At 64.1% G+C, this 21,469-nt stretch carries 20 protein-coding genes; 6 read left to right on the top strand and 14 right to left on the bottom strand.

Going from position 1 to position 21,469, the window contains the following annotated elements; all coding sequences use genetic code 11:
* The first annotated feature begins 26 nt into the window (after nucleotides 1-26).
* Together IC232_RS11030 and IC232_RS11025 are read left to right on the top strand one after the other, a co-directional pair.
* The gene (locus IC232_RS11030) at nucleotides 27-755 is read left to right on the top strand and encodes a TlyA family RNA methyltransferase (protein WP_190844965.1); all 729 of its coding nucleotides are present in this window, start codon (nucleotides 27-29) and stop codon (nucleotides 753-755) included.
* On the top strand, nucleotides 715-1,998 hold the full coding sequence (locus IC232_RS11025) for a class I SAM-dependent RNA methyltransferase (RefSeq protein WP_190844964.1): 1,284 nt from the start codon (nucleotides 715-717) through the stop codon (nucleotides 1,996-1,998). The genes IC232_RS11030 and IC232_RS11025 overlap by 41 nt, the downstream gene beginning before the upstream one ends.
* A 245-nt stretch (nucleotides 1,999-2,243) precedes the next feature.
* On the opposite strand, the gene IC232_RS11020 is transcribed toward IC232_RS11025, so the two are convergent.
* From IC232_RS11020 to IC232_RS11005, 4 genes are all read right to left on the bottom strand, one after another.
* The gene (locus IC232_RS11020; protein WP_190844963.1) at nucleotides 2,244-2,993 is read right to left on the bottom strand and encodes an SOS response-associated peptidase; all 750 of its coding nucleotides are present in this window, start codon (nucleotides 2,991-2,993) and stop codon (nucleotides 2,244-2,246) included.
* A gap of 79 nt (nucleotides 2,994-3,072) precedes the next feature.
* The gene (locus IC232_RS11015) at nucleotides 3,073-4,068 is read right to left on the bottom strand and encodes a magnesium transporter CorA family protein (RefSeq protein WP_190844962.1); all 996 of its coding nucleotides are present in this window, start codon (nucleotides 4,066-4,068) and stop codon (nucleotides 3,073-3,075) included.
* Between the two features lie 39 nt (nucleotides 4,069-4,107).
* Nucleotides 4,108-4,959, bottom strand: a complete 852-nt coding sequence (locus IC232_RS11010) for an SDR family oxidoreductase (RefSeq protein ID WP_190844961.1) — start codon at nucleotides 4,957-4,959, stop codon at nucleotides 4,108-4,110.
* A 4-nt stretch (nucleotides 4,960-4,963) separates the two neighbouring features.
* Nucleotides 4,964-6,742 (bottom strand): acyl-CoA dehydrogenase, encoded by a 1,779-nt coding sequence (locus tag IC232_RS11005; RefSeq protein ID WP_190844960.1) that lies wholly within the window; start codon nucleotides 6,740-6,742, stop codon nucleotides 4,964-4,966.
* Nucleotides 6,743-6,848: 106 nt separating this feature from the next.
* Here IC232_RS11005 and IC232_RS11000 point away from each other — a divergent pair, with 106 nt between their 5' ends.
* Nucleotides 6,849-7,838 (top strand): L-threonylcarbamoyladenylate synthase, encoded by a 990-nt coding sequence (locus tag IC232_RS11000; protein ID WP_409564910.1) that lies wholly within the window; start codon nucleotides 6,849-6,851, stop codon nucleotides 7,836-7,838.
* Between the two features lie 119 nt (nucleotides 7,839-7,957).
* Here the strand turns inward: IC232_RS11000 and wrbA are convergent, their stop codons facing one another.
* Entirely contained in the window at nucleotides 7,958-8,560 is a 603-nt protein-coding gene (gene wrbA, locus IC232_RS10995; protein WP_190844959.1) for an NAD(P)H:quinone oxidoreductase, read from the bottom strand.
* A gap of 168 nt (nucleotides 8,561-8,728) precedes the next feature.
* On the opposite strand from wrbA, the gene IC232_RS10990 reads away from it, so the two are divergent.
* Entirely contained in the window at nucleotides 8,729-9,676 is a 948-nt protein-coding gene (locus IC232_RS10990) for a LysR family transcriptional regulator (RefSeq protein WP_190844958.1), read from the top strand.
* A gap of 30 nt (nucleotides 9,677-9,706) precedes the next feature.
* A complete protein-coding gene (locus tag IC232_RS10985) occupies nucleotides 9,707-10,180 on the top strand; it encodes a hypothetical protein (RefSeq protein ID WP_190844957.1) in 474 nt (157 codons plus the stop codon).
* Here IC232_RS10985 and IC232_RS10980 read toward each other — a convergent pair.
* The 6 genes from IC232_RS10980 to IC232_RS10955 form a co-directional block, all read right to left on the bottom strand.
* Entirely contained in the window at nucleotides 10,177-11,163 is a 987-nt protein-coding gene (locus IC232_RS10980; protein ID WP_190844956.1) for an MDR family oxidoreductase, read from the bottom strand. The two genes, IC232_RS10985 and IC232_RS10980, sit on opposite strands and share 4 nt — an antisense overlap.
* An 84-nt stretch (nucleotides 11,164-11,247) precedes the next feature.
* A complete protein-coding gene (locus IC232_RS10975; protein WP_190844955.1) occupies nucleotides 11,248-12,489 on the bottom strand; it encodes an MFS transporter in 1,242 nt (413 codons plus the stop codon).
* Between the two features lie 165 nt (nucleotides 12,490-12,654).
* Complete coding sequence (locus IC232_RS10970) at nucleotides 12,655-14,109, bottom strand: M10 family metallopeptidase C-terminal domain-containing protein (protein WP_190844954.1); 1,455 nt, start codon at nucleotides 14,107-14,109, stop codon at nucleotides 12,655-12,657.
* 232 nt (nucleotides 14,110-14,341) lie between these two features.
* Nucleotides 14,342-14,587 (bottom strand): hypothetical protein, encoded by a 246-nt coding sequence (locus tag IC232_RS10965; protein ID WP_190844953.1) that lies wholly within the window; start codon nucleotides 14,585-14,587, stop codon nucleotides 14,342-14,344.
* 369 nt (nucleotides 14,588-14,956) lie between these two features.
* On the bottom strand, nucleotides 14,957-16,180 hold the full coding sequence (locus tag IC232_RS10960) for a cell wall hydrolase (protein ID WP_312895147.1): 1,224 nt from the start codon (nucleotides 16,178-16,180) through the stop codon (nucleotides 14,957-14,959).
* A 111-nt stretch (nucleotides 16,181-16,291) separates the two neighbouring features.
* Nucleotides 16,292-17,059: a helix-turn-helix domain-containing protein gene (locus IC232_RS10955; protein WP_246812160.1), complete on the bottom strand. Its 768-nt coding sequence runs from the start codon at nucleotides 17,057-17,059 to the stop codon at nucleotides 16,292-16,294.
* 203 nt (nucleotides 17,060-17,262) lie between these two features.
* Between IC232_RS10955 and IC232_RS10950 the strand changes: the two genes are divergently transcribed.
* Nucleotides 17,263-17,664, top strand: coding sequence for a hypothetical protein (locus IC232_RS10950; RefSeq protein WP_190844951.1), 402 nt, complete (start codon nucleotides 17,263-17,265; stop codon nucleotides 17,662-17,664).
* A 251-nt stretch (nucleotides 17,665-17,915) separates the two neighbouring features.
* Here IC232_RS10950 and IC232_RS10945 read toward each other — a convergent pair whose 3' ends face one another.
* Genes IC232_RS10945 through ppdK form a run of 3 tightly spaced genes read right to left on the bottom strand, consistent with a single transcriptional unit; the run spans nucleotide 17,916 to nucleotide 21,243 of the window.
* Nucleotides 17,916-18,272, bottom strand: a complete 357-nt coding sequence (locus IC232_RS10945) for a GFA family protein (protein ID WP_190844950.1) — start codon at nucleotides 18,270-18,272, stop codon at nucleotides 17,916-17,918.
* Between the two features lie 17 nt (nucleotides 18,273-18,289).
* Complete coding sequence (locus IC232_RS10940) at nucleotides 18,290-18,559, bottom strand: hypothetical protein (protein WP_190844949.1); 270 nt, start codon at nucleotides 18,557-18,559, stop codon at nucleotides 18,290-18,292.
* 5 nt (nucleotides 18,560-18,564) lie between these two features.
* A complete protein-coding gene (ppdK, locus tag IC232_RS10935; protein WP_190844948.1) occupies nucleotides 18,565-21,243 on the bottom strand; it encodes a pyruvate, phosphate dikinase in 2,679 nt (892 codons plus the stop codon).
* Nucleotides 21,244-21,469 lie beyond the last annotated feature (226 nt).

Raw genomic sequence — 21,469 nt, 5'->3', positions numbered from 1 at the left:
TGAACGCACATGGATGTGAGACCTCGATGACCCGCAAGCGTGCCGATGTGGCTCTCCTTGAGCGCGGATTCTTTGCAAGCCGCGCCCGGGCCCAGGAGGCGATCGCCGCCGGCCTCGTGACCGTGAACGGCGCCGTGGTCCGCAAGGCGTCCGATTTGGTGACGGAGGAGGCGGTGATCACGGCCGAGCAGCCGCACCCTTACGTCTCCCGCGGCGGCGTGAAGCTGGCAGCCGCCCTCGACGTGTTCCAGATCGACCCGAAGGACAAAGTCTGTCTCGACATCGGAGCCTCCACCGGAGGTTTCACGGAGGTGCTGACCAACCGAGGGGCAGCGCATGTGTATGCGGTGGATGTGGGACACGGCCAGTTGCACCCCTCCGTCGCCGGCCATGCGCGCGTGACCAACCTCGAAGGGACGGATGCCCGCGCGCTGAATGCAGATCTAATCCCACAACGGGCGGATCTTCTCGTTTCGGATGTGAGCTTCATTTCGCTCAAGCTCGTTCTGCCGGCCGCTGTCGCCCTGCTGAACCGCCAAGCGGAACTCGCCGTTCTCGTGAAACCGCAATTCGAAGCAGGGCGTGATCACGTCAAGAAGGGAATCGTGCGCGATGAAGCCGTGCATCGCGCCGTGTGCGAGGATATGAGAGCTTTTGTGGCTTCCCTCGGCTTCGAGGTTATGGGGCTTATCCCCTCACCCATCGCGGGCGGGGATGGAAATCGCGAATTTTTGTTGGGAGCCCGTATTGGCTGAACAGGTCATCATCAGACGCCTCGGCGCGAAAGCCGACGGCATTGCCGAGAGCGCCTCCGATTCCGTCTTCGTGCCGAAGGTGCTGCCCGGCGAGACCGTCACGGTCGAGCGCGACGGATCGCATGCGCGGCTTGTCAGCGTCGATGTTCCCTCGCCCGAGCGCGAGACGCCGTTCTGCCCCTATTTCGACGCCTGCGGCGGCTGCGCCACGCAGCACATGAGGCACGGCTTCTATCAGAACTGGAAGCAGGAGATCCTCGCCCACACCTTAAACCAGGCGCGGATCGAGACGCCCATCGCGCCGCTCATCGACGCCCATGGCGAGGGCCGTCGCCGCGTGACGCTGCACGTGCGCTTTCCCGACCGCGCCATGCATGTGGGCTACATGGCGCCACGCAGCCACCAGATCATTGAGATCGCATTCTGTCCGATTACGGAGCCAGGTTTGAAGGACGAGGCGCCGAAAATCGCCCGTGCCATCGGCGAGCACCTGAAGGGTCCACGCAAGCCGCTCGATATCCAGATCACGCAGACGCAGACCGGCTTCGATGTGGACGTGCGCGGGCATGGCCCCATGAAGGATGCGGAACGCCTGAGTCTCATCGACCTTGCGGGCCGGCTCGATCTCTCGCGGTTGTCGATTCACGGTGACGTGGTCGTGGAGCGCCGTCCGCCTGCGATCCTCATGGGCCGCGCCTCCGTGGTTCCGCCTGCGGGCTCGTTCCTGCAGGCGACGCGTCTCGGCGAGGAGGTGCTTGCCGGACTGGTGACGGAAGCCTGCGCGAAGGCCAAGCGCGTGGCCGATCTTTTCGCCGGATCCGGTCCCTTCTCCCTGCGCCTCGCGCAAAAGGCGGAGGTCCATGCGGTCGAGTTCGACAAGGGATCGATGGCGGCCCTCGACAAGGCGTTCCGCGCCACGCCGGGCCTTCGGCGGATCTCGACGGAGGCCCGCGATCTCTTCCGCCGTCCGCTGCTCACGCCGGAACTGAATGCCTTCGACGCGGTGGTGCTCGATCCGCCGCGCGCGGGCGCGGAGGCACAGGTGAAGCAGATCGCCGTATCGAAAGTGCCGCTCGTGGTGAGCGTCTCCTGCGACCCCGCCACCTTCGCCCGCGACGCAGCCATCCTGATGGCCGGCGGATACCGCTTGGAGCGCGTGACTCCCGTCGACCAGTTCAAGCACTCGCCGCACCTGGAAGTCGTCGGCATTCTGCGAAAAGAGGTGGCGAAGAAGCGGCGGTAAGTCGATCAGCGTCATCCCGGACGGAGCGGAGCGGAGATCCGGGATCGGGTGCAGGACATCGCGATTGATCCTCAACGTTGTCATTCCCGCGCAGGCGGGAATCCATAACCGCTGACGGCGCCGAACTGGTCTCAAGTCGTGGTTATGGATTCCGGGCTCGGCCCATGGCCGCCCCGGAATGACAGTGTCCTATTCTGCACGCGATCCCGGATCGGCTGCACCGTCCGGGATGACCGCACTGGAAGTCAGAATAAGCTCCCCTGCTCGTCCTCGTCGCTGGAGAGCGGCTTCTTCGCCTTCGGCTTCTTCTCCGCCACAGGCGCAGGCTCCGGCTTGGACAGAGCCTCCAACAGACCCGGATCATCGTTCTCGACCTTGTTCACGCGGCTCGAGACCGGCACCATGTCGAGCCAATCGTCCGGACACGGCCGCACCAGGCGCATCACGTCGGCGCGCTCGTCGCGCACATCGAGCCAGGCTCCGATGTCATCGGGCGAAAGGATCACCGGCATGCGGTCATGCACGGCGGACAATGTGCCGTTGGCATCCGTGGTGACGATGGCGGCGGTGTCGATCTCGCCGCCGTCAGGGCTGCTGTAGGTCTCCCACAGGCCTGCGAGCGGCATCGGACTGCGGTCGCGCGGGCGGATCAGGAACGGCGTCTTCTCTTTCCCCTCCCGCCGCCATTCATAGAAGCCGTCCGTGAGGAAGATGCAGCGTCGGCGCTTCAGGGCATTCCTGAAGGTCGGCTTCGTCTCTAGCGTTTCGCCACGGGCGTTGATGACCAGCGGAAAGTCCTTCGGGTCCTTCACCCAGGAGGGCAGGAAGCCCCAGCGCACCAGCATGAAATGCCGCTCGCCGCGATCCTCCAGCACGATGGGCACAGGCTGGATGGGCGCCACGTTGTAGCGCGGAGGAAAGTTCGGCTGTTCCGAATAGCCGTAGAACTCCCGGTAGGTTTCGGGTGGGAGCGTGATCGCATAGCGCCCGCACATGATATCCTCCTCTCGCGGCGTTTACCCGCCACCTCATTCCGGGGCGGCTCGAACGAGCCGAGCCCGGACAGCCCGTATATCAAAGCCACCGCTTCCAGCGGAAATAGAGATAGGGCAGCGCGGCTGCGAGGATCATGAGGGTGATGGCCCAGGCATAGCCGAAGTCCCATTCAAGCTCGGGCATCACCTTGAAGTTCATGCCGTAGAGCGATGACACAAGGGTCGGCGGCAGGAAGATCACCGACATGACCGAGAAGATCTTGATGATGTCGTTCTGCTCGATGGTGACGAGGCCCAGCGTTGCATCGAGCAGGAACTGGATCTTGTTGGACAGGAACGTGGCGTGCTCCTCGATGGACTGCACGTCGCGCAGGGCCGTGCGCCATTCGGACTGATAGCCCGAGGTCTTCTGCGGCCGCGGCATGCTGGCAGACAAGAACAGCAGCATGCGCTCCACCGAGACCATGCTCTCGCGCACGTTGGAGATGATGTCGCCCTTGCGGCCGATGGACTTCAGCGCCGCGCGGTAGGATGCAGCGCGCTTGGCGCCCTGCCGCTCGTTCTCGAAGATTGCCTGCGAGAGGCGGTCGATGCGCGAGCCGACCGTGCCGAGGATCTCGGCCGCGCGATCGATGATGGTCTCGATGAGACCATCGAGCACGGCCTCCGGCTGGTGGCGGCACCCGCCGGGCTTTCCTGCGCGGGCCATGAACATGCTGAAGGAGCGCGGCTCCCCATAGCGCACGGTCACAAGCGCCCGCTCGGTGAGGATGAACGACACGTCGATGAGCTTCGGCGCATCGGTCTCCGAACTGCACAGGACGCGCGCCGTCATGTAGCGCGCGTTGTTCTCGTGATAGAGGATCTCGGACGGCTCGATATCGGCCATCTCCTCGCGGGTCGGGATCTCGATGCTGAGATGGGCCTCGACGAGCTTGTCCTCCTCCCGGGTCGGCTCGATCAGGTCGATCCACAGGGCATCGTCGGGAATGGGCGTTCCCGGCGGCAGGACGTAACGGTCGAGGGACTGACCGGCCGGTCCCATCGTCTGCGCTGGCCTGTGGATCAAAATCATACCCGTCTCCGTATCAGCGGGTATGTTCTAACCCGACTCTCATGCCAACTGCGAGAGGGGTGGCGTGTCATCCGGCACAAAGAAGTCCGGCATCAACGGTTTCGATGGATCCACGCGGTATTTCTCGAAATCCTTCACGCCCTCACCTGACAAGAAGACATCGTCGATGAGGAAGTGGCCCGAAAAACTTTTCGAGGGCTTCTGGAAGACAGCGTAGGCCGCATCGGCGAGAATCTCCGGCGTGCGGCTCGCCTGCACGATCTCATCCCCGCCGAGCAGGTTCTTGACGGCGCTGGTGGCAATGGTCGTACGGGGCCAGAGAGCATTGACCGCAATACCCTTGGGCCGCAGCTCGCCGGCCAGTCCCAGCACGCAGATGCTCATGCCGTATTTCGCGAGCGAATACGCCACATGCGGCGCAAACCACTTCTCGTTCATGTCCAGCGGCGGCGAGAGCATGAGGATGTGCGGGTTCTCGGCCTTCTCCAGATGCGGAATGGCGTATTTCGACACCATGAAGGTGCCGCGCGTGTTGATCTGGTGCATCAGATCGAAGCGTTTCATATCGGTGATGGAGGTCGGCGTGAGGCTGATGGCGCTTGCATTGTTGACCACCACGTCGAGGCCGCCGAAGGTCTCGACCGTCTTTGCGATCGCGCCCTTCACCGCCTCCTCGTCACGCACGTCGACCACCAGCGGCAGCGCCTTGCCGCCGGCCTTCTCGATTTCCTCGGCGGCCGTGTAGATCGTGCCGGGCAGCTTGGGATGCGGCTCGGCGGTCTTCGCCGCGATGACCACGTTCGCGCCGTCCCTTGCCGCCCGCAGGCCGATGGCAAGCCCGATGCCCCGCGAGGCGCCGGTGATGAGGAGGGTTTTTCCATTGAGGCTCATGGGATCAGCTCGCGAGTGCCAGGGTTGCGTCCTGCAGGAAGCCTGCACCGCTCATCACCGTTTCCTCAAGCCCCTTCGCACCGACGGCGATATTTTCGGCAAAGAAGCGGCAGAGCGCGATGCGGCCGGCATGCGCCGGATCTGTGTCACCTGCAGAGGCTTGCACGTTCGCCGCCAGCGCCATCTCGGCGAGAGCCGCACCGCCCTGCGCAAGGGCGAAGAGCCTCAAATAAGGCGTTGCACCGGCAAGCGCCTCGCCCTGGGCATTGGAGGAAAGCGACTGCAGCAGATGGCTCGTGGCCCGGTCCAGGCTCTCGATGGCATCGCGCAGGCGCGGCGCAGTCATGCCGAAAGCCGGCGTATTCTCTTTCAGCAGGCGCGCGACCGTGGCGCGCATGGCGGCGATCTGCGTCCGCACCGTCTCACCGCCGGAGAGCGGCAGCTTGCGGGTAACGAGGTCGATGGCCTGGATGCCGTTGGTGCCCTCGTAGATCGGCGCAATGCGTGCATCGCGGAAGTGCTGCGCCGCGCCGGTCTCCTCGATGAAGCCCATGCCGCCATGGACCTGCACGCCCATGGACGCCACCTCCATGCCGATATCTGTCGAGAAGGCCTTTGCCACCGGCGTCAGGAGGGAGGCGCGCTCATGCGCCTTCTTCCTGCGCGCGGGATCTTCTTCAAGATGGGCGCGGTCGATGGCCTCCGCAGTCATGTAGCAGATCGCGCGCGCTGCGGCTGTCAGCGCCTTCATGGTGAGCAGGTTGCGCTGCACGTCCGGATGCACGGCAATCGGGCTCATGCCCTCAACCGCCCCGATGGCCCGGCCCTGCCTGCGCTCATTGGCATAGCCGAGCGCCTGCTGGTAGGCGCGCTCGGCAATGGCCACACCCTGCAGGCCCACAGCAAGGCGGGCGTTGTTCATCATCGTGAACATGCAGTTGAGGCCGCGATTTTCTTCCCCGACGAGCCAGCCGACGGCACCGCCATTGTCGCCGAAGATCATGGTGCAGGTGGGCGAGGCGTGGATGCCGAGCTTGTGCTCGATGGAATGGCAGCGCACGTCGTTGCGCGTGCCGTCCGGCAGAAATTTCGGCACGAGGAACAGCGAGATGCCGCGGGTGCCGGCGGGCGCATCGGGCAGGCGCGCGAGCACCAGATGGATGATGTTGTCGGTGAGGTCGTGCTCGCCGTAGGTGATGAAGATCTTCTGGCCCGTGACCCTGTAGGTGCCGTCACCTGCCGGCTCGGCGCGGGAGCGCAGGGCCGCGAGATCGGAGCCCGCGTGCGGCTCCGTAAGGTTCATGGTGGCGGTCCACTCGCCGGAGACGAGCTTTTCGAGATAGCGGCTCCTCAGATCGTCGGAGCCATGCTGAACCAGCGCCTCGATGGCCCCCATGGTGAGCACGGGACCAATGCCGAAGGCCATGGAGGCGGCGTTCCACATCTCGACGCAGGCCGAGTTGAGGAGCGTTGGCAGCCCCTGCCCGCCATATTCCAGCGGACCTGGAAGCGCATTCCAACCGGCTTCCGACCACGCCTTGTAGGCTTCTTTCCAGCCGGGAGCCGTGGTCACGGCACCGTCCTTGAGGATCACGCCGTGCTTGTCGCCTTCACGGTTCAGGGGCGCGATGACGTCATTGGCGAAGCGGCCCGCCTCCTCCAAGATCGTCGCGGCCAGATCGGTCGAAAGGTCGCCATAGAGGCCGTCCGCCACGGCACGGTCGAGGCCCGCCACATGCCGCATGGTAAAGACGATATCGGGGACAGGCGCACGGTAGGTCATGGGCGGTTCCTCTCACAGCTTCGGGCTTTTCATGTTGACGCGTGTTCTCGCGCCGTTAAACCCGCCCGGCAAGGGATTTTCCCCACGGGCAAGGGATAGTTTAGACGTGAACGATCTTGGGTCAATGCGCCAAACGGAGCGTCTGACGTCCGATGAAGCCGGCCTTGCCCACGCGGCGGAGGTTCTGCGGGGCGGCGGCCTCGTGGCTTTCCCGACCGAGACCGTCTATGGCCTCGGGGCCGATGCCACGGATGCGCAAGCCGTTGCCGGTATCTATGCCGCCAAGGAGCGCCCGAGCTTCAACCCGCTGATCTCCCATCTGGACAGCTTTGGCTCCGCCCGTGTCCAAGGCGTGTTCGACGAGACGGCCCGACGCCTGGCGGAGGCCTTCTGGCCCGGTCCGCTCACCCTCGTGGTGCCGGTGGCGCCCACCTGCACCATTTCCGACCTCGCCCGCGCCGGTCTCGACAGCGTGGGCCTGCGCGTGCCGGCCCATCCCCTCGCCCATGCGCTGCTGCAGAAGACCGGCCGCCCGGTGGCCGCGCCTTCCGCCAATCGCTCGGGGCGCGTGAGCCCCACCGATGCGGATCACGTGCTGGGCGATCTCGATGGGCGCATCGATGCCGTGCTCGACGGTGGATCGTCCCAGGTGGGCGTGGAATCGACCATCGTGGCCTGCCTCGGTGGTGCGCCGCGCCTGCTGCGCCCAGGCGGCATTGCCCGTGAGGCCATCGAGGCGCTGATCGGCATGAAGCTTGAAGCCGGACCGGAAGGCGGCAAGAGCCCGCTGGCTCCCGGCATGCTCGCCTCCCATTATGCACCCCGCGCACGGGTGCACCTGAATGCGGCGAGCGTCGGGGCGGATGAAGCCGTCCTGCTGTTCGGACCTGAGGCTCCAAAGGGCGCGGATGCAGCGCGCATCACCCTGAACCTCAGCAAAAACGGCGACCTCGTGGAGGCCGCCGCTCATCTGTTTTCCTATCTCAGGCAGCTCGACGCCTCGGGAGCCGCGACCATTGCCGTGAGCCCGATCCCCGAGACGGGGCTTGGCGAGGCCATCAACGACCGCCTGAGGCGCGCCGCGGCGGAGCGGTGACTGCTCCGAATAATCGAACCACATCGTGTCATCACCGGCCCTGTGCCGGTGATCTCGATCCGTCGAGCCTCACAGCATTGAGATGGCCGGGACAAGCCCGGCCATGACGTAAGAGGCGCTTACTTCGCCGCCAACTTCGCGGCGATCTGCGCCACGTGCTTGCCCTGGAAGCGGGCGCCGTCGAGATCGACCTCGGTCGGCTGGCGTGAACCGTCGCCGCCGGCGGTCGTGGAGGCACCGTAAGGCGAGCCGCCGCGGATCTGGTCGACGCCCATCTGGCCCTGGAACGAATAGGGAAGGCCCACAACCACCATGCCGTGATGCAGGAGCACCGGCAGCGTGGTGAGGATGGTGGCCTCCTGGCCGCCGTGCTGGGTGGCGGCGGAGGTGAACACCGAGCCGACTTTGCCGATGAGCTTGCCCTGCGCCCAGAGACCGCCGGTCTGGTCGAGGAAGTTCTTCATCTGGGCCGTCATGGTGCCGTAGCGAGTCGGCGTGCCGAAGATGATGGCGTCGTATTCCGGCAGTTCCTCGACGGTGGCGATGGGAGCCTTCTGATCGGTCTTGTAGTGAGCGGCCTGAGCGATCTCGGCCGGCACGAGCTCCGGCACGCGCTTCACCACGACTTCGGCACCGGCCTCGCGAGCGCCCTCAGCGGCCGCATAGGCCATCTGCTCGATGTGCCCCCAGGACGAATAATACAGAACCAGAACCTTGGCCATGTGAACTCCAATTAGTTGATTGAGGCGCAAGCCAGCCATTGCCGAGCCACTCGTCACGAGAAGCCGGGATGCACTGCCCTGCGGGTGTTGGACATCCAAGAGGATAATCTTTCTCCTCTGCAAAACCAGTGCTAGAGATGCAGGGCCCCTCTTGCGCGAATGCAAACGATGTCCAAGCAGCAGCATCTCGAATGGGACGACTTCCGGCTCGTGAAGATCATCGCCGAAGCCAATGGGCTTGCCGGCGCGGCCGAGAAGTTAGGCGTCAACCATTCCACAGTTTTCCGGCGCCTCGGCCAGATGGAGGAGAACCTCGGGGTCAAGCTCTTCGAGCGGCACCGGACCGGCTACGTGCTCACCACGGCCGGCGAGGAGATGACGGCGCTCGCCGAGCAGATGGAGGAGAACGTCACGGCGTTCACCCGCAAGCTCGCAGGCCAGGCCGTGGCGCCCGCCGGTGAACTGCGGGTCACCACCAACGACACGCTGCTTGTCCACCTGCTCACGCCGATCTTCGCCCGCTTCATCAAGGCCTGCCCGGAGATGCGGCTCGATGTGGTTCTCGCCAATCAGGCGCTCAACCTCTCGAAGCGCGATGCCGACGTGGCGATCCGCGCCACCGACGACCCGCCCGAGACCCTGGTCGGACGGCGCGTGGCCACCATCGCCTGGGCGATCTATGGCCGGAAGGCGGATTTTCCCGATGTGCGGGGACCGGACGACGTCGCGTTGGCCGATCTCTTCGACCGGCATTGGGTTGCTCTGGGTGACAATCTGGCGACCCTGAAGGTCGCCCGCTTCGTGCGCGAACACGTGTCGCCGGACAACATCGTCTACAAGGTCAACACGGTGCTCGGTCTCTCCGAAGCCGTGGAGGCCGGAACCGGCATCGGTCCCCTGCCCTGCTTCATCGCCGATGCGAGCCCCAATCTCGTGCGGCTGTCGGACATCAATGCCGATTTCGCCGCAGGCCTGTGGCTTCTCACCCACCCGGACCTGCGCCAGTCCGCCCGCGTGCGGGCTTTCATGGACTTCATGGCCGCTGAGATCACAAAGCAGAAGAAGCGGATCGAGGGCGGCGCGAGGGAGGCTGCGGTGGCGGTTCCGGCGGAGTAAGTAGCACCTAGCGGCAGATCATGTTATCTCATGACGATGGCAAGTCTTCTGCGGACAACCATTTTAGCTCTTCTCCCATTTGCTGGCTTTGGCACAGTCACGGCTCTCGCCGGGTCCGTGATGCACGAGCCGCCCAAGCACCTTCGGGTCATCTGCCTCCTTGAAGTCGATGGCGAGCGCTATATTAACGGCGAATGCACGATGAAGAGGTTCCGCTCCGTCGGAGCGGAAACGCTGGGATCACTGCAGCTGGAGGATGAGAACTACTACGTGCAGATGAATTACACTGCGCACAACGAAGCGTATCTCCATTGGGGTCCGACCGGGACGAAATGGACCCGCTCCGATCTAGGAAAACTCAAGTCCAATGGATTGACCTGCTTTCTGAGCGACACCGTGAAGGCATGTATGTGGCCTATCCCTAAGCTGGGCAAAGGGTCCACTGTCACGGACGTGCGCTGCCTCGTGCAAGGGAAGTTCTGCAAAACGAAGGATCAGCGTTAGTTAATCTCCACCACCACGCGCCCCTTGATCTTGCCCTCCACAATCTGCCTCCCCGCCTCCATCACCCCATCGAGCGGGATGGTCGACGTCATGGCGGCGAGCTTGTCGTGATCGAGCTCGCGGGCGATCCGGTTCCAGGCCTCGAGCCGCAGCGCCTTGGGCGCCATCACCGAATCGACGCCGAGCAGGGACACGTTGCGCAGGATGAAGGGCGCCACGGTGCTGGGCAGATCCATGCCGCCGGCAAGGCCGCAGGCCGCGACGGCGCCGCCGTACTTCGTCATCGACAGTGCATTGGCGAGCGTCGTGGAACCCACCGTGTCGACACCCGCGGCCCAGCGTTCCTTGGCGAGCGGCTTTCCGGGTCCGGCGAGTTCGCTGCGGTCGAGGATCTCGGCGGCACCCAGGCCCTTGAGGTAATCCGCCTCCTCGGGTCGCCCCGTCGAGGCGATCACGTGCCAGCCGGCTCGTGCCAGCAGCGCCACCGCCACCGAGCCCACGCCGCCGACGGCGCCCGTAACGATGGCCGGGCCGCGCTCCGGACGCAGGCCGTGCCGCTCAAGCGCCATCAGGCAGAGCATCGCCGTATAGCCGGCCGTGCCGACGGCCATGGCCTGTTGGGGCGTGAGTCCCTCAGGGAGCAGGATCAGCCAGTCGCCCTTCACACGCACCTTCTCGGCATAGGCGCCGAGATGCGTCTCGCCCAATCCCCAACCGTTGAGGACAACCGTGTCGCCGGGCCTGAATTCGGGATTCGAGGAGGCTTCCACAATGCCGGCGAGATCGACGCCGGGGATCATCGGGAAACGCCGCACCACCGGCGCCTTGCCGGTGAGCGCGAGCCCGTCCTTGTAGTTCAGCGTCGAGTGCGACACGCGGACGGTGACATCGCCGTCCATGAGATCCGCCTCATCGAACGCGCGGATCCCGACATTCTGACCCGCGTCAGTTTTGTCGATGACCATAGCTTTGAATGCGCTCATGCCGATTCCTCCCCGCACCCATTTGTGGCGCGGCGGAGGATGAGGGCAAGCGCGAAGGCTTCATCCCTTAGCAGGGAGGCGATCCTACTCCGCCGGCTGCAGCGCCGGTGCGCGGTCCACCGGCTGCTCCTTGATCGGCAGGTTGATCAGGGCCGAAGCCAACCCGAGCAGCACGGAAAGCCACCAGACCATGCTGTAGTTGCCGTTGATCTCGTAGAGCAGACCGCCGAGCCACACGCCGAGGAAGCCGCCGACCTGGTGCGAGAAGAACGCGAAGCCGTAGAGCATGGCCATGTAGCGGGTGCCGAACATCAGCATCACCAGGGATGACGTGGGCGGCACGGTGGAGAGCCAGAGCAACCCGATGGAGATGCCGAACAGGATCGACGTGACCGGCGTGGCAGGGACCAGGATGAAGGCGGCAATCGCCACGGAGCGGCCGAGATAGATCCAGGCCAGCAGCCAGCGCTTCGACATGCGCGTTGAGAGCCAGCCCGAACCCAGCGAGCCGACCGCATTGGCGAGGCCGATGACCGCGAGGGTCCAGCCGCCGACCGCCGCCGAGAGGCCGGCATCCTTCAGGTAAGCCGGCAGGTGCACGGTGATGAAGGCGAGCTGGAAGCCGCAGGTGAAGAAGCCGAGCACCAGCAGCACATAGGAGCGATGCTTGAAGGCCTCCGACAGGGCCTGGGCGATCGACTGGTTCGGGGCCGCAGCCGGCCCGGACTGCGCTGTATCGCCCGTGGGCCGGGTCGCAAGCGCCAGCGCCAGGGGCATGACGATGAGCACGCTGGCGGCGAAGACCAGCAGCGCCTGCTGCCAGCCGAAGGAGTCGATCAGCACGTTGCCGATGGGCGGGAACAAGAACTGGCCGAAGGAGCCCGCCGCGGTGCCGGCGCCGAAGGCCATGGGCCGCCACTTCTCCGGCAGAATCTTGCCGAAGGCGCCGAGCACCAGGTTGAACGAGCAGCCGGAGAGGCCGAAGCCGATGAGCACGCCGGCGCCAATATGCAGGACGCCGGGCGTGGTGGCATAGGCCATGACCACGAGGCCGAGGGCATAAAGAAGAGCGCCCACGCAGAGCACGCGGAAGGCTCCGAACCGGTCCGCCACAGCACCGGCGAAAGGCTGCCCCACGCCCCAGAGAAGGTTCTGGATCGCGATGGCAAAGCCGAAGGTGTCCCGGCCCCAGCCGTATTCCGTGATCATCGGAAGCTGGAACAGCCCCGAGGAGGCCCGGGGCCCGAAGGTGATCAGGGCGATAAGGCAGCCGCAGACGACGACGATTTCCGGGGAGACGCGGGAGCGGGCGGGCGATGCAGACATGGTCACGGCCTCAGGGCGCAAAACTGGAAGGGCACCCTAGACCAAGTCGCGCATCAGCAGAATTGAAAGTTTGTCGCCTTTGGTATGTGACTTTGTGATGGATCGCCCAAAGAAAAGAGCGGCATCGTCCAGATGCCGCCCTCCTTGACTGAAGCCGATACCTGATCAGATGACGGCGAAGTCGTCGTATTTGAGCGCCAGGTTCTTCTTGATCACGGCGAACTCGACGGCCCTGCCCTTGCCCGATCCGTCGGCATCGTAGGACAGCACGCCCGTATTCTTGTTGTAGATGATGTAATCGTTTTTGTCGGTGGCCTTGTCGCCGATCTTGAAGAAGGCTGCTTTGAGCTTGGCGGGGTTTTCCTCCGTGCCCTTGCTTCCGAGCTTCCTGAAGATGCTGTTCTCCAGCCAGATCGTGTCGTCTCTCACCTTGAAATCGGTGATGGTGTCCTTGTTCGTTCTTTTGTTCGGGGTCGTCGTGAAGACGAAAAAGTCCCTGCCCGACCCGCCGGTGAGCTTGTTGACGGAGCTGTTTCCAATCAGATAGTCGCTGCCGGAACCGCCGACCGCATCCTCGATGACCGCTCCCTTAGCGATCGTGAAGCCGCCGGCGACATTGATATGCTTCGAGATGAAGCCGCCAGCATTCGGATCGCCATTCTCCAGGGTGGCGGCCCGCAAGTCGATGACCACGCTCCTGAGCGCGCTCCGAGCGGTGATCGTATCCTTGCCTCCCGCATCCCAGATGCAGGTCCAACCCGTGGCCCTGCCGACGCCCCACTCTTCATCCCAGTCATTGTACGTGGGCAACTCGTAAACGTTGTTGCCCGTAGCCGTCGTCATGTTGGCGCCGTAGATCGCCTGGAGGGCAGCGATGTCGAACGCGCCGAAGCTCTTCATGGAGCCCCACTTGCCGTTCGGATGCCCGGAGTTCAGAAAACTCCAGTTGCCTGTCATGACGGTGAAGGGCACTTGGTTGAGGCCTAAGGGGCCGGGATCGTTTTCATAAGAAATACCGGGGAACTCGGCATGAGCTTGCCGCAGGCCCAGCGCCTTCCCGACCATGTTCAGGAGCATCGTGTAGCCCATGCCACCGGGATGCGAACGGTCCCATGCGTCCCCAAAGTAAACGCTCTGGTAGAGCCACGACTGGGATTGTCCGGCCTCGAAGCTCTCCTGAGGGGTGTCGGCATCCGACCAGACCCCGCTAGTTCCCCAGTAGTCCAGATGAGTCTTCCAGACGACCATATCCGCTGTGCTGGCGTCCCGTTTGGTGTCACCGAACACAGGATCAACGTCGAAGCTGATTTGCGCCACCGCGGAAGCACTCGCCAGCGCGTTCAAAACAGGCACCGCGTCTATGTCGCGATAATCGCCGACGATGAATTCGGCTCCCTCAACGCCATTTACGCTGGTAGAAGGAAGGTATTCTTTCCCATCAAACTTGAGCTTCGAAACTCTGCCGCCGTGCTCCTGAATCGCTCCTAGACGATCGTAGCGAAGGCCAAAGTCGAACGTGATCGGCCCGGTGCTCATGTCCCAAACCGCGCCGCCCGCAACCAGCGCATCAATGTAGGCGCTGCAATAACCAGAGCCCGAGATTGTGCGAAAGCCTACCATAGTCGATTCACCTCATTGATGCACTGCATTTTCTATACGGAATTACGTTACAGGCAAGATGTGCAAAAGCGCACATCTCCTAAGCGCCGCAAGTAGTGAGCATGCTGATCCCTGTGCTGGCATTAGAGGGATCTGCTATAAGCGTAAGCAATTGCTGGGAGCTTCCCTTCCGGGTGCTGCTTTCGCCCGCCACATCGCTTTTCATGTCGGCGTAATGGCTGCCAAGACAGTTCTAGATCTCGCAAAACTCGTGATAGGTCATCTTGAGACCCTTCTTCAGGGTAGCGAACTCGACGGGCTTGTATTTCGAGCCCGTGCCGTCCGCATCGTAGGAGAGCACACCCTTCTTGCTGTCATAGATGATCCGGTCCTCCCGATCTTTCGCCCTGGATCCCGTGACGAACATATCCTGCTTCAGCTTCACCGGATTGAAAAACGAGCCGCGCCCGAGCTTGGTGAAGGCCTGATTGTCGAGCAAGATCGTGTCCGAGGAGACGCTGTAGTCGGCAATCTGATCCCTGTTGGACGCTTTATGAGGCCGGGTGTCGAACGCGAAGAAGTCCCGGCCCTGCTGCTGTTCTCATCCACGATGGGGCTGTCACCATGAACGGCGTGGGCGCTAAAGTAATCCTCAGCCTGGCCGAACCAGACCTTGATCGAACTGCTCGACACATCCCAGGCCGCCCCGCCCCAGATCAGGGAGTCCGTGTAGATGTTCCCATAGCCAGAGCCTTGGACGTTGTTGCGAATGACCGCCATGACACCCTCATAAGAGATCGCCTATGAGGCAATCTAGTATAACGTGTCGGCTCTCTCTGTGACAGATCGCACAGGCGAGAGGTTTTCTTTAAGTCTGCCCCGGCTTGAGCTTGTAGAAGATGTGGCGTCCGATCACGTCCATCTTCTTCAGGCGGCGCGACCAGGAGGGCCGGACGTAGTTCGCATGGTAGTGGGTGGCGCCGCCAACATCGGCCAGATAGGTCCTGCCCTCGAGCACGGCGCTCGCCACGCGGGTCGCCCGTTCCCAGGATTCGGTGTCGCGGATGCGCAGGGACTTGCCCTCACAGGCGAAGGTGAACTGGCAGGCGAGATGGCGGTGGCGGTTCTGGTAGACCACGCCGCAGATGGACGAGGGATAGAGCCCGCTCTTCACGCGGTTCAGGATCACCTGGGCGACCGCCGCCTGCCCCTCCACGGGCTCGCTGCGCGCTTCGAAATAGACGGCCTCGGCGAGGCAGCGCTGCTCCTTGTTCATATTGTCCGGATCGATCAGGTCGACATAGCGCGGGCGGTCGGGATCGTCGCTCTTCGGCAGGATGGTCACCTCGCCCCGGTCGAGACGCGGCGATTGCAGCGACACGGGGGCGGCGGCGATCTCCATCGGCGTCGCGTCCATGGGCGCAGGCGTTGCCGACGACAGGGTGACGGCGCGCTTCACCATAGGAGTCGTCGGGCTGGACGAGGCTCCGGTCGAACCTGCCGCTGCGGCAGCCGGGGACTGCACCGAGGTGGCCTGCTGGGTCGTGGTGTATTCCGGCGCCTGCCAGGGCTCGAAGGCCTGCTCCATGTCAAATTCCTCAAGCTGCCCTTCCATGAGAACGGTGGGCGGCAGGAGGTTCTCGTCCCGGCTGTAGAGCAGGCGGGCGCTGCCGGCCTGATTGAGAACCGGGCGCAGCTGCTTGGCGCGGCGGGACAGGGTCGCATGCGGTGCGACCAGCGGGTTGCCCTTCGCGGAACGGTCGATGACCGCGTCGGCACCCGCATCGGCCTTGCGCTCGGCCTTGAGGGGCTCGGAATCGGCCATCTCATCCGGGAGGTCGTAGCGCGGCAGGGTGCGGAGGATGTCGCGCTCGACCCCGAGCCTGCCCCCGGCGATCGAGGTCCCGGTCGGCGGCACAAGAGCGATATCGACGAGGCGCGCGGTGGCGCTGCGCGGGGCAAAGCTCACGCCGGAATGGAGGTCGTTGCTGGCCGATGCCGTGAACGAGATCAGCAAACCCGTGGCCAGCGCCCAGGGAGCCGTGGTGGCGCAGATCCATTTCACCCGAGATCGACGATACGGAAGACGCACGCACAACACCCTGCAAAAAACTCGTGAACATCCGAAGCATCCAGCAGGAGGGCTCCGATGGATTAAAGTTATCGCGGGTTAAGGTTGATGGGTGGTTAAGGCGGGTTTGCTCTATCGGGCAGCGGCTGCGGCAGCCTGACGCTTGTCGGCCAGATGCCGCAAGGCGGTCGCGGTCTCCGCATCGGCGGGGAAGAAGGCCTCGATGGCGAGTTCCGACAGGGTCACGTCCACCGGCGTGCCGAAGATCGTGGTGGTGCTGAAGAGGGTCAGCACGCCCTCCTCCGTCGTGAGCTGCAGGGGCACGACGATGCCCGCATAGTCGTGACTCGTCCTAGAGGCGCGTGCCGCCGCATCAGGGGTTGGGTAGGAGAGTAATTCCTTGATCAGAGCCGCGAGCATTGCGTCGCCGGTTGCATCCACCTGCCGGTGCAGGCGGTGGACGAGATGGTTGCGCCACTCGGTGAAGTTCACGATGCGGCGCGCGAGCCCCGCCGGATGAACGCTCAGGCGCAGCACATTCACCGGCGGCTTCATCAGGGCCGGGTCGACGTCGCCCATGAGCGACACGAGCGCATCGTTGGCCGAGACCAGCGACCAGTGGCGGTCGACGGCGAGCGCCGGATAGGGATCGTGTCCCTTCAACACGAGATCGACCGCCTGACGCATGCTTTGAAGCGCCGGATCGTCGAGAGTGCGTTCCGAATAGACCGGCGCAAAGCCCGCCGAGACCAGCATGATGTTGCGCTCTCGCAAGGGCATGTCGAGTTTCTCGGCCAGAAGCAGCACCATCTCGCGGCTCGGCTGCGAGCGGCCCGTCTCGAGGAAGCTCAGGTGCCGCGTGGAGATCTCGGCCTCAAGGGCGAGATCCATCTGGCTCATGCGCCGGCGCTGGCGCCATTCACGAAGATAATCGCCCACAGGCGGGGGGCTGTTCACGGGTTGGCTCGCGGTTCTCATGAGCGGACCTTAGCGTGGGACGAAGGCATGTTCCATGACCTCGGAGGTAATCGACCGCGTTCCCGGCTTCCGCAATCCTGCACCCACGGTTGAGGCCTTCAGCCGACGAACCACAGGAGACAGCCATGATGAACATCCACTCCTCCCCGCTTCTTCGCCAGGCCCTCGTGGCCGATGCCGCCACCAGCGCCGCCTTCGGCCTCCTGATGCTGATCGGCGCCGGACCGTTGAGCGGCGTTCTCGGGCTGCCGGAAATGCTCCTGCGCATCGCAGGCCTTGTCCTCCTGCCCTATGCCGGCTTCATCGGCTGGCTCGGGGTGCGCGAGACGATCAGCAAGCCCATCGCCTGGGCGGTTGTGCTGGGCAATGCGCTCTGGGTGACCGATAGCGTTCTGCTTCTGATGAGCGGCTGGGTTACGCCGACAAGCGCGGGCTATGCCTTCGTGATCGCGCAGGCGCTCGTGGTGCTGATGTATGCGGAGTTCCAGTATGTCGGCCTGCGGCGTTCGCAGGAAGCCATTGCGTGAAGCATCGAGCAACGGCTCGTCATCCCGGACGGCACAAGCCGATCCGGGATCGTTTTCAGAATGAGGCGCTGGTCTCCCTCTCCCTGAGGGAGAGGGCTGGGGTGAGGGGTTATAGGTCTATCCACAGAAGACACTAACCCCTCACCCGCGCCTGAAGGCGCGACCTCTCCCTCAGAGAGAGGTGAAGAACAGCGCTAGTCTCGTCCAGCGATCCCGGGTTCTGCTCCGCAGCCCCCGGATGACGATACAGGTCAGCCCCTCGCCTCCCGTCCGTTGAACGGGACCGGCTTGATGTCCGACAAATCCACCGTCTCCAGGCAACGCACATTGATCGCAGCCATCGCCTCGCCGGTGGGCTGCTTGCCCTCGCCGAAGGTCGACGTGCCGCAGGTGGAGCAGAAGCGGTGCTGGATCGTATGCGTGTTGAACGTGTAGGTGGAGAGATTCTCCTCGCCGCGGATCACATTCAAGGCTCCGCGCGGCACGAAAGTCAGGAGATAGCCGTTGCGTTGGCAGATGGAGCAGTTGCACGCGATCACCTGCGCGAGATTCGTCTCGACCTCGTACGCGACCTTGCCGCAATGGCACGAGCCCTTGTGAAGCGCCATCCTTCCCCCCTTGGTTGTTATTGTGCCATCGCCACCATGGCGGTCACGATGAGGCCTGCGCCGAGCACGGCCACGAAGCGGTCGCCCATGGTGAGCGGCTCCGCCTTGCCCTGCGCGGCCATCTGGCCGATGATGAGATCGAGCACCAGCGATACGGCGAAGGGCCAGGCGGCCGGCGGCACGGCCAGTTCCTGCAGATGCGGACGTGGCGCTACGATGAGGCCGATCACGATGCCGGAGACCAGCACCGCGGCGATGTAGAGCAGGCGCCCGCGCGACAGTGACATCGGCATCACGCCTGGCTCGCGGCTTTAGCCCCGAGCGCCGCCTGCGCGGCCGCAAGGCGCGCGATCGGCACGCGGTAGGGCGAGCAGGATACGTAGTCGAGTCCGGTCGCCTCGCAGAAATGAATCGACGCAGGATCGCCACCATGCTCGCCGCAGATCCCGAGCTTGATGTTGGCCCGCGTCTTCTTTCCGCGCTCAACCGCGATCTTCACCAGTTCGCCGACACCCTCTTGGTCGATGGTCACGAACGGATCGGCAGGCAGCAGACCCTTTTGCGTGTAGGGGCCAAGGAAAGAGGCCGCATCGTCGCGCGAGATGCCGAGCGTGGTCTGCGTGAGGTCATTGGTGCCGAAGGAGAAGAACTCCGCCGATTCCGCAATCTCGCCGGCCAGCAGGGCTGCGCGCGGCAGCTCGATCATCGTGCCGACCTGATACTCGATGGTGACGCCGCTCTCCGCCTTCACGGCCTCCGCCATGGCGACGATGCGCTCCTTCACCAGATCGAGCTCCGGCTTCGTCATCACGAGCGGCACCATGATCTCGGGCACCACGGGCTGACCGGTGGTCTTGCCCGCTTCCACCGCCGCCTCGAAGATGGCGCGCGCCTGCATCTCGGCAATCTCAGGATAGGCCACCGCCAGACGGCAACCGCGGAAGCCGAGCATCGGGTTGAACTCGTGCAGTTCGCGCGCCCGGTGCCTGAGCTTGTCGACGGAGGCATTCATGGCCTTCGCCACCTCCTGCATCTCCTCTTCCGAGTGCGGCAGGAACTCGTGCAGCGGCGGATCGAGCAGGCGGATCGTGACGGGCAGCCCACTCATGATCGAGAACAGTTCGGCAAAGTCCTTGCGCTGCATGGGCAGCAGCTTGGACAAAGCGGCGCGACGGCCCGCCTCGTCGTCGGAGAGGATCATCTCGCGCACGGCCACGATGCGGTCGCCCTCGAAGAACATGTGCTCCGTGCGGCAGAGACCAATGCCTTCCGCGCCGAACGAGCGCGCGGTCTTGGCATCGAGCGGCGTTTCCGCATTGGCCCGTACCTTCATGCGGCGCACCTTGTCGGCCCAGCCCATCAGGGTCGCGAACTCGCCCGACAGCTCCGGCTGCAGCATCTTCACCTGGCCCAGCAGCACCTGGCCGTTGGAGCCGTCGATGGTGATGATCTCGCCCTTCTTCAGGCTCTGCCCCGCCACCGTGAGCGTCTGGGTAGCATAATCCACGCGGATCTGGCCCGCGCCCGATACGCAGGGCTTGCCCATGCCGCGGGCGACCACCGCCGCGTGCGAGGTCATGCCGCCGCGGGTGGTGAGAATGCCTTCCGCCGCATGCATGCCGTGGATGTCTTCCGGCGAGGTCTCGACGCGCACGAGGATGACCTTGTGGCCTGCCTTCTTTGCGGCTTCCGCGTCGTCCGAATTGAACACGATCGCGCCCGAGGCGGCGCCCGGCGAAGCCGGCAGGCCGGTGGCGAGAATCTTGCGCTCGGCCTTCGGGTCGATGGTTGGATGCAGGAGCTGGTCGAGGGCCGCCGGCTCCACGCGGGTGACGGCCTCTTCCTGGGTGATCAGGCCCTCGGACGCCAGCTCCACGGCGATGCGGAGCGCGGCTTTTGCCGTGCGCTTGCCGTTGCGGGTCTGGAGCATCCAGAGCTTGCCGGTCTCCACCGTGAATTCCATGTCCTGCATGTCACGGTAGTGCTTCTCCAGGATGCCGTAGATGCGCACCAGCTCGTTATAGGCGTCCGGCATCGCCCGTTCCATCGAGGGCTTGTCCGACCCAGACGCGATACGTGCCTTTTCGGTGATGTCCTGCGGGGTGCGGATGCCCGCCACCACGTCTTCTCCTTGAGCGTTGATGAGGAACTCGCCATAGAGCTCGCTCTCGCCGGTGGAGGGATTGCGGGTGAAGGCCACGCCGGTGGCGGAGGTCTCGCCCATATTGCCGAAGACCATCGCCTGCACGTTCACCGCCGTGCCCCAGCTTGCCGGGATGGCGTGCAGCTCGCGGTACTTGATGGCGCGGTTGTTCATCCAGGAGCCGAACACGGCCCCGATGGCGCCCCAGAGCTGCTCCTGCGGCTCCTGCGGGAAGGGCTTTCCGAGCTCCTTTTCGACCAGCGCCTTGTAGCGCGGGAGAACGGCCTTCCAGTTCTGGGCGGTCATGTCCGTGTCGAGCGAGTAGCCCTTGCGGTCCTTGAACTCGTCGAGGATCTCCTCGAAATGGTGGTGCTCGATGTCCAGCACCACGTTGGAATACATGGTGATGAAGCGGCGATAAGAATCGTAGGCGAAGCGCTCGTCGCCCGCGCCCTTGGCCAACGCCTCGACGGTGACATCGTTGAGGCCGAGATTGAGCACCGTGTCCATCATGCCAGGCATGGAGGCCCGGGCGCCGGAGCGGACGGAGACCAGAAGCGGGTTCTCGGCATCGCCGAAGGTGCGGCCGGTCAGCTTGCCGACGTAGTCCAGAGCCTTCTCGACCTGAGCTTTCAGCTCCTGCGGATAGGCGCGGTCATGGTCGTAATAATAGGTGCAGACTTCCGTCGTGATGGTGAAGCCCGGCGGCACCGGCAGGCCCAGATTGGACATCTCGGCCAGATTGGCGCCCTTGCCGCCCAGCAGGTTCTTCATCCCCGCTTGGCCCTCGGCCTTACCGTCCCCGAAGGTATAGACCCACTGCGTCATCACTCGATCCCTTGGCTTAAGAAACGCCCTGCTGCCGCGCAGGTGTTGGCTTGAAACATGTGGAGCCCAAACGCAAGCTGAACAGCCACGGTTCCGGATTTTTCTGGCAGAGCTCTGGAGCAAAGGAATACCTGCCCCTCCGCCGTTATCCCCGGACTTGTCCCGGCCATGACGAAGAGAACAAATAAAAATGGCCGGGACAGGCCCGGCCATTAAAATTCTCAGC

Origin of the sequence: Microvirga sp., assembly GCF_014699075.1 — a bacterium.
In the GTDB taxonomy this organism is placed as follows: domain Bacteria; phylum Pseudomonadota; class Alphaproteobacteria; order Rhizobiales; family Beijerinckiaceae; genus Microvirga.
This window is presented reverse-complemented; position numbering and strand designations above follow the sequence as displayed.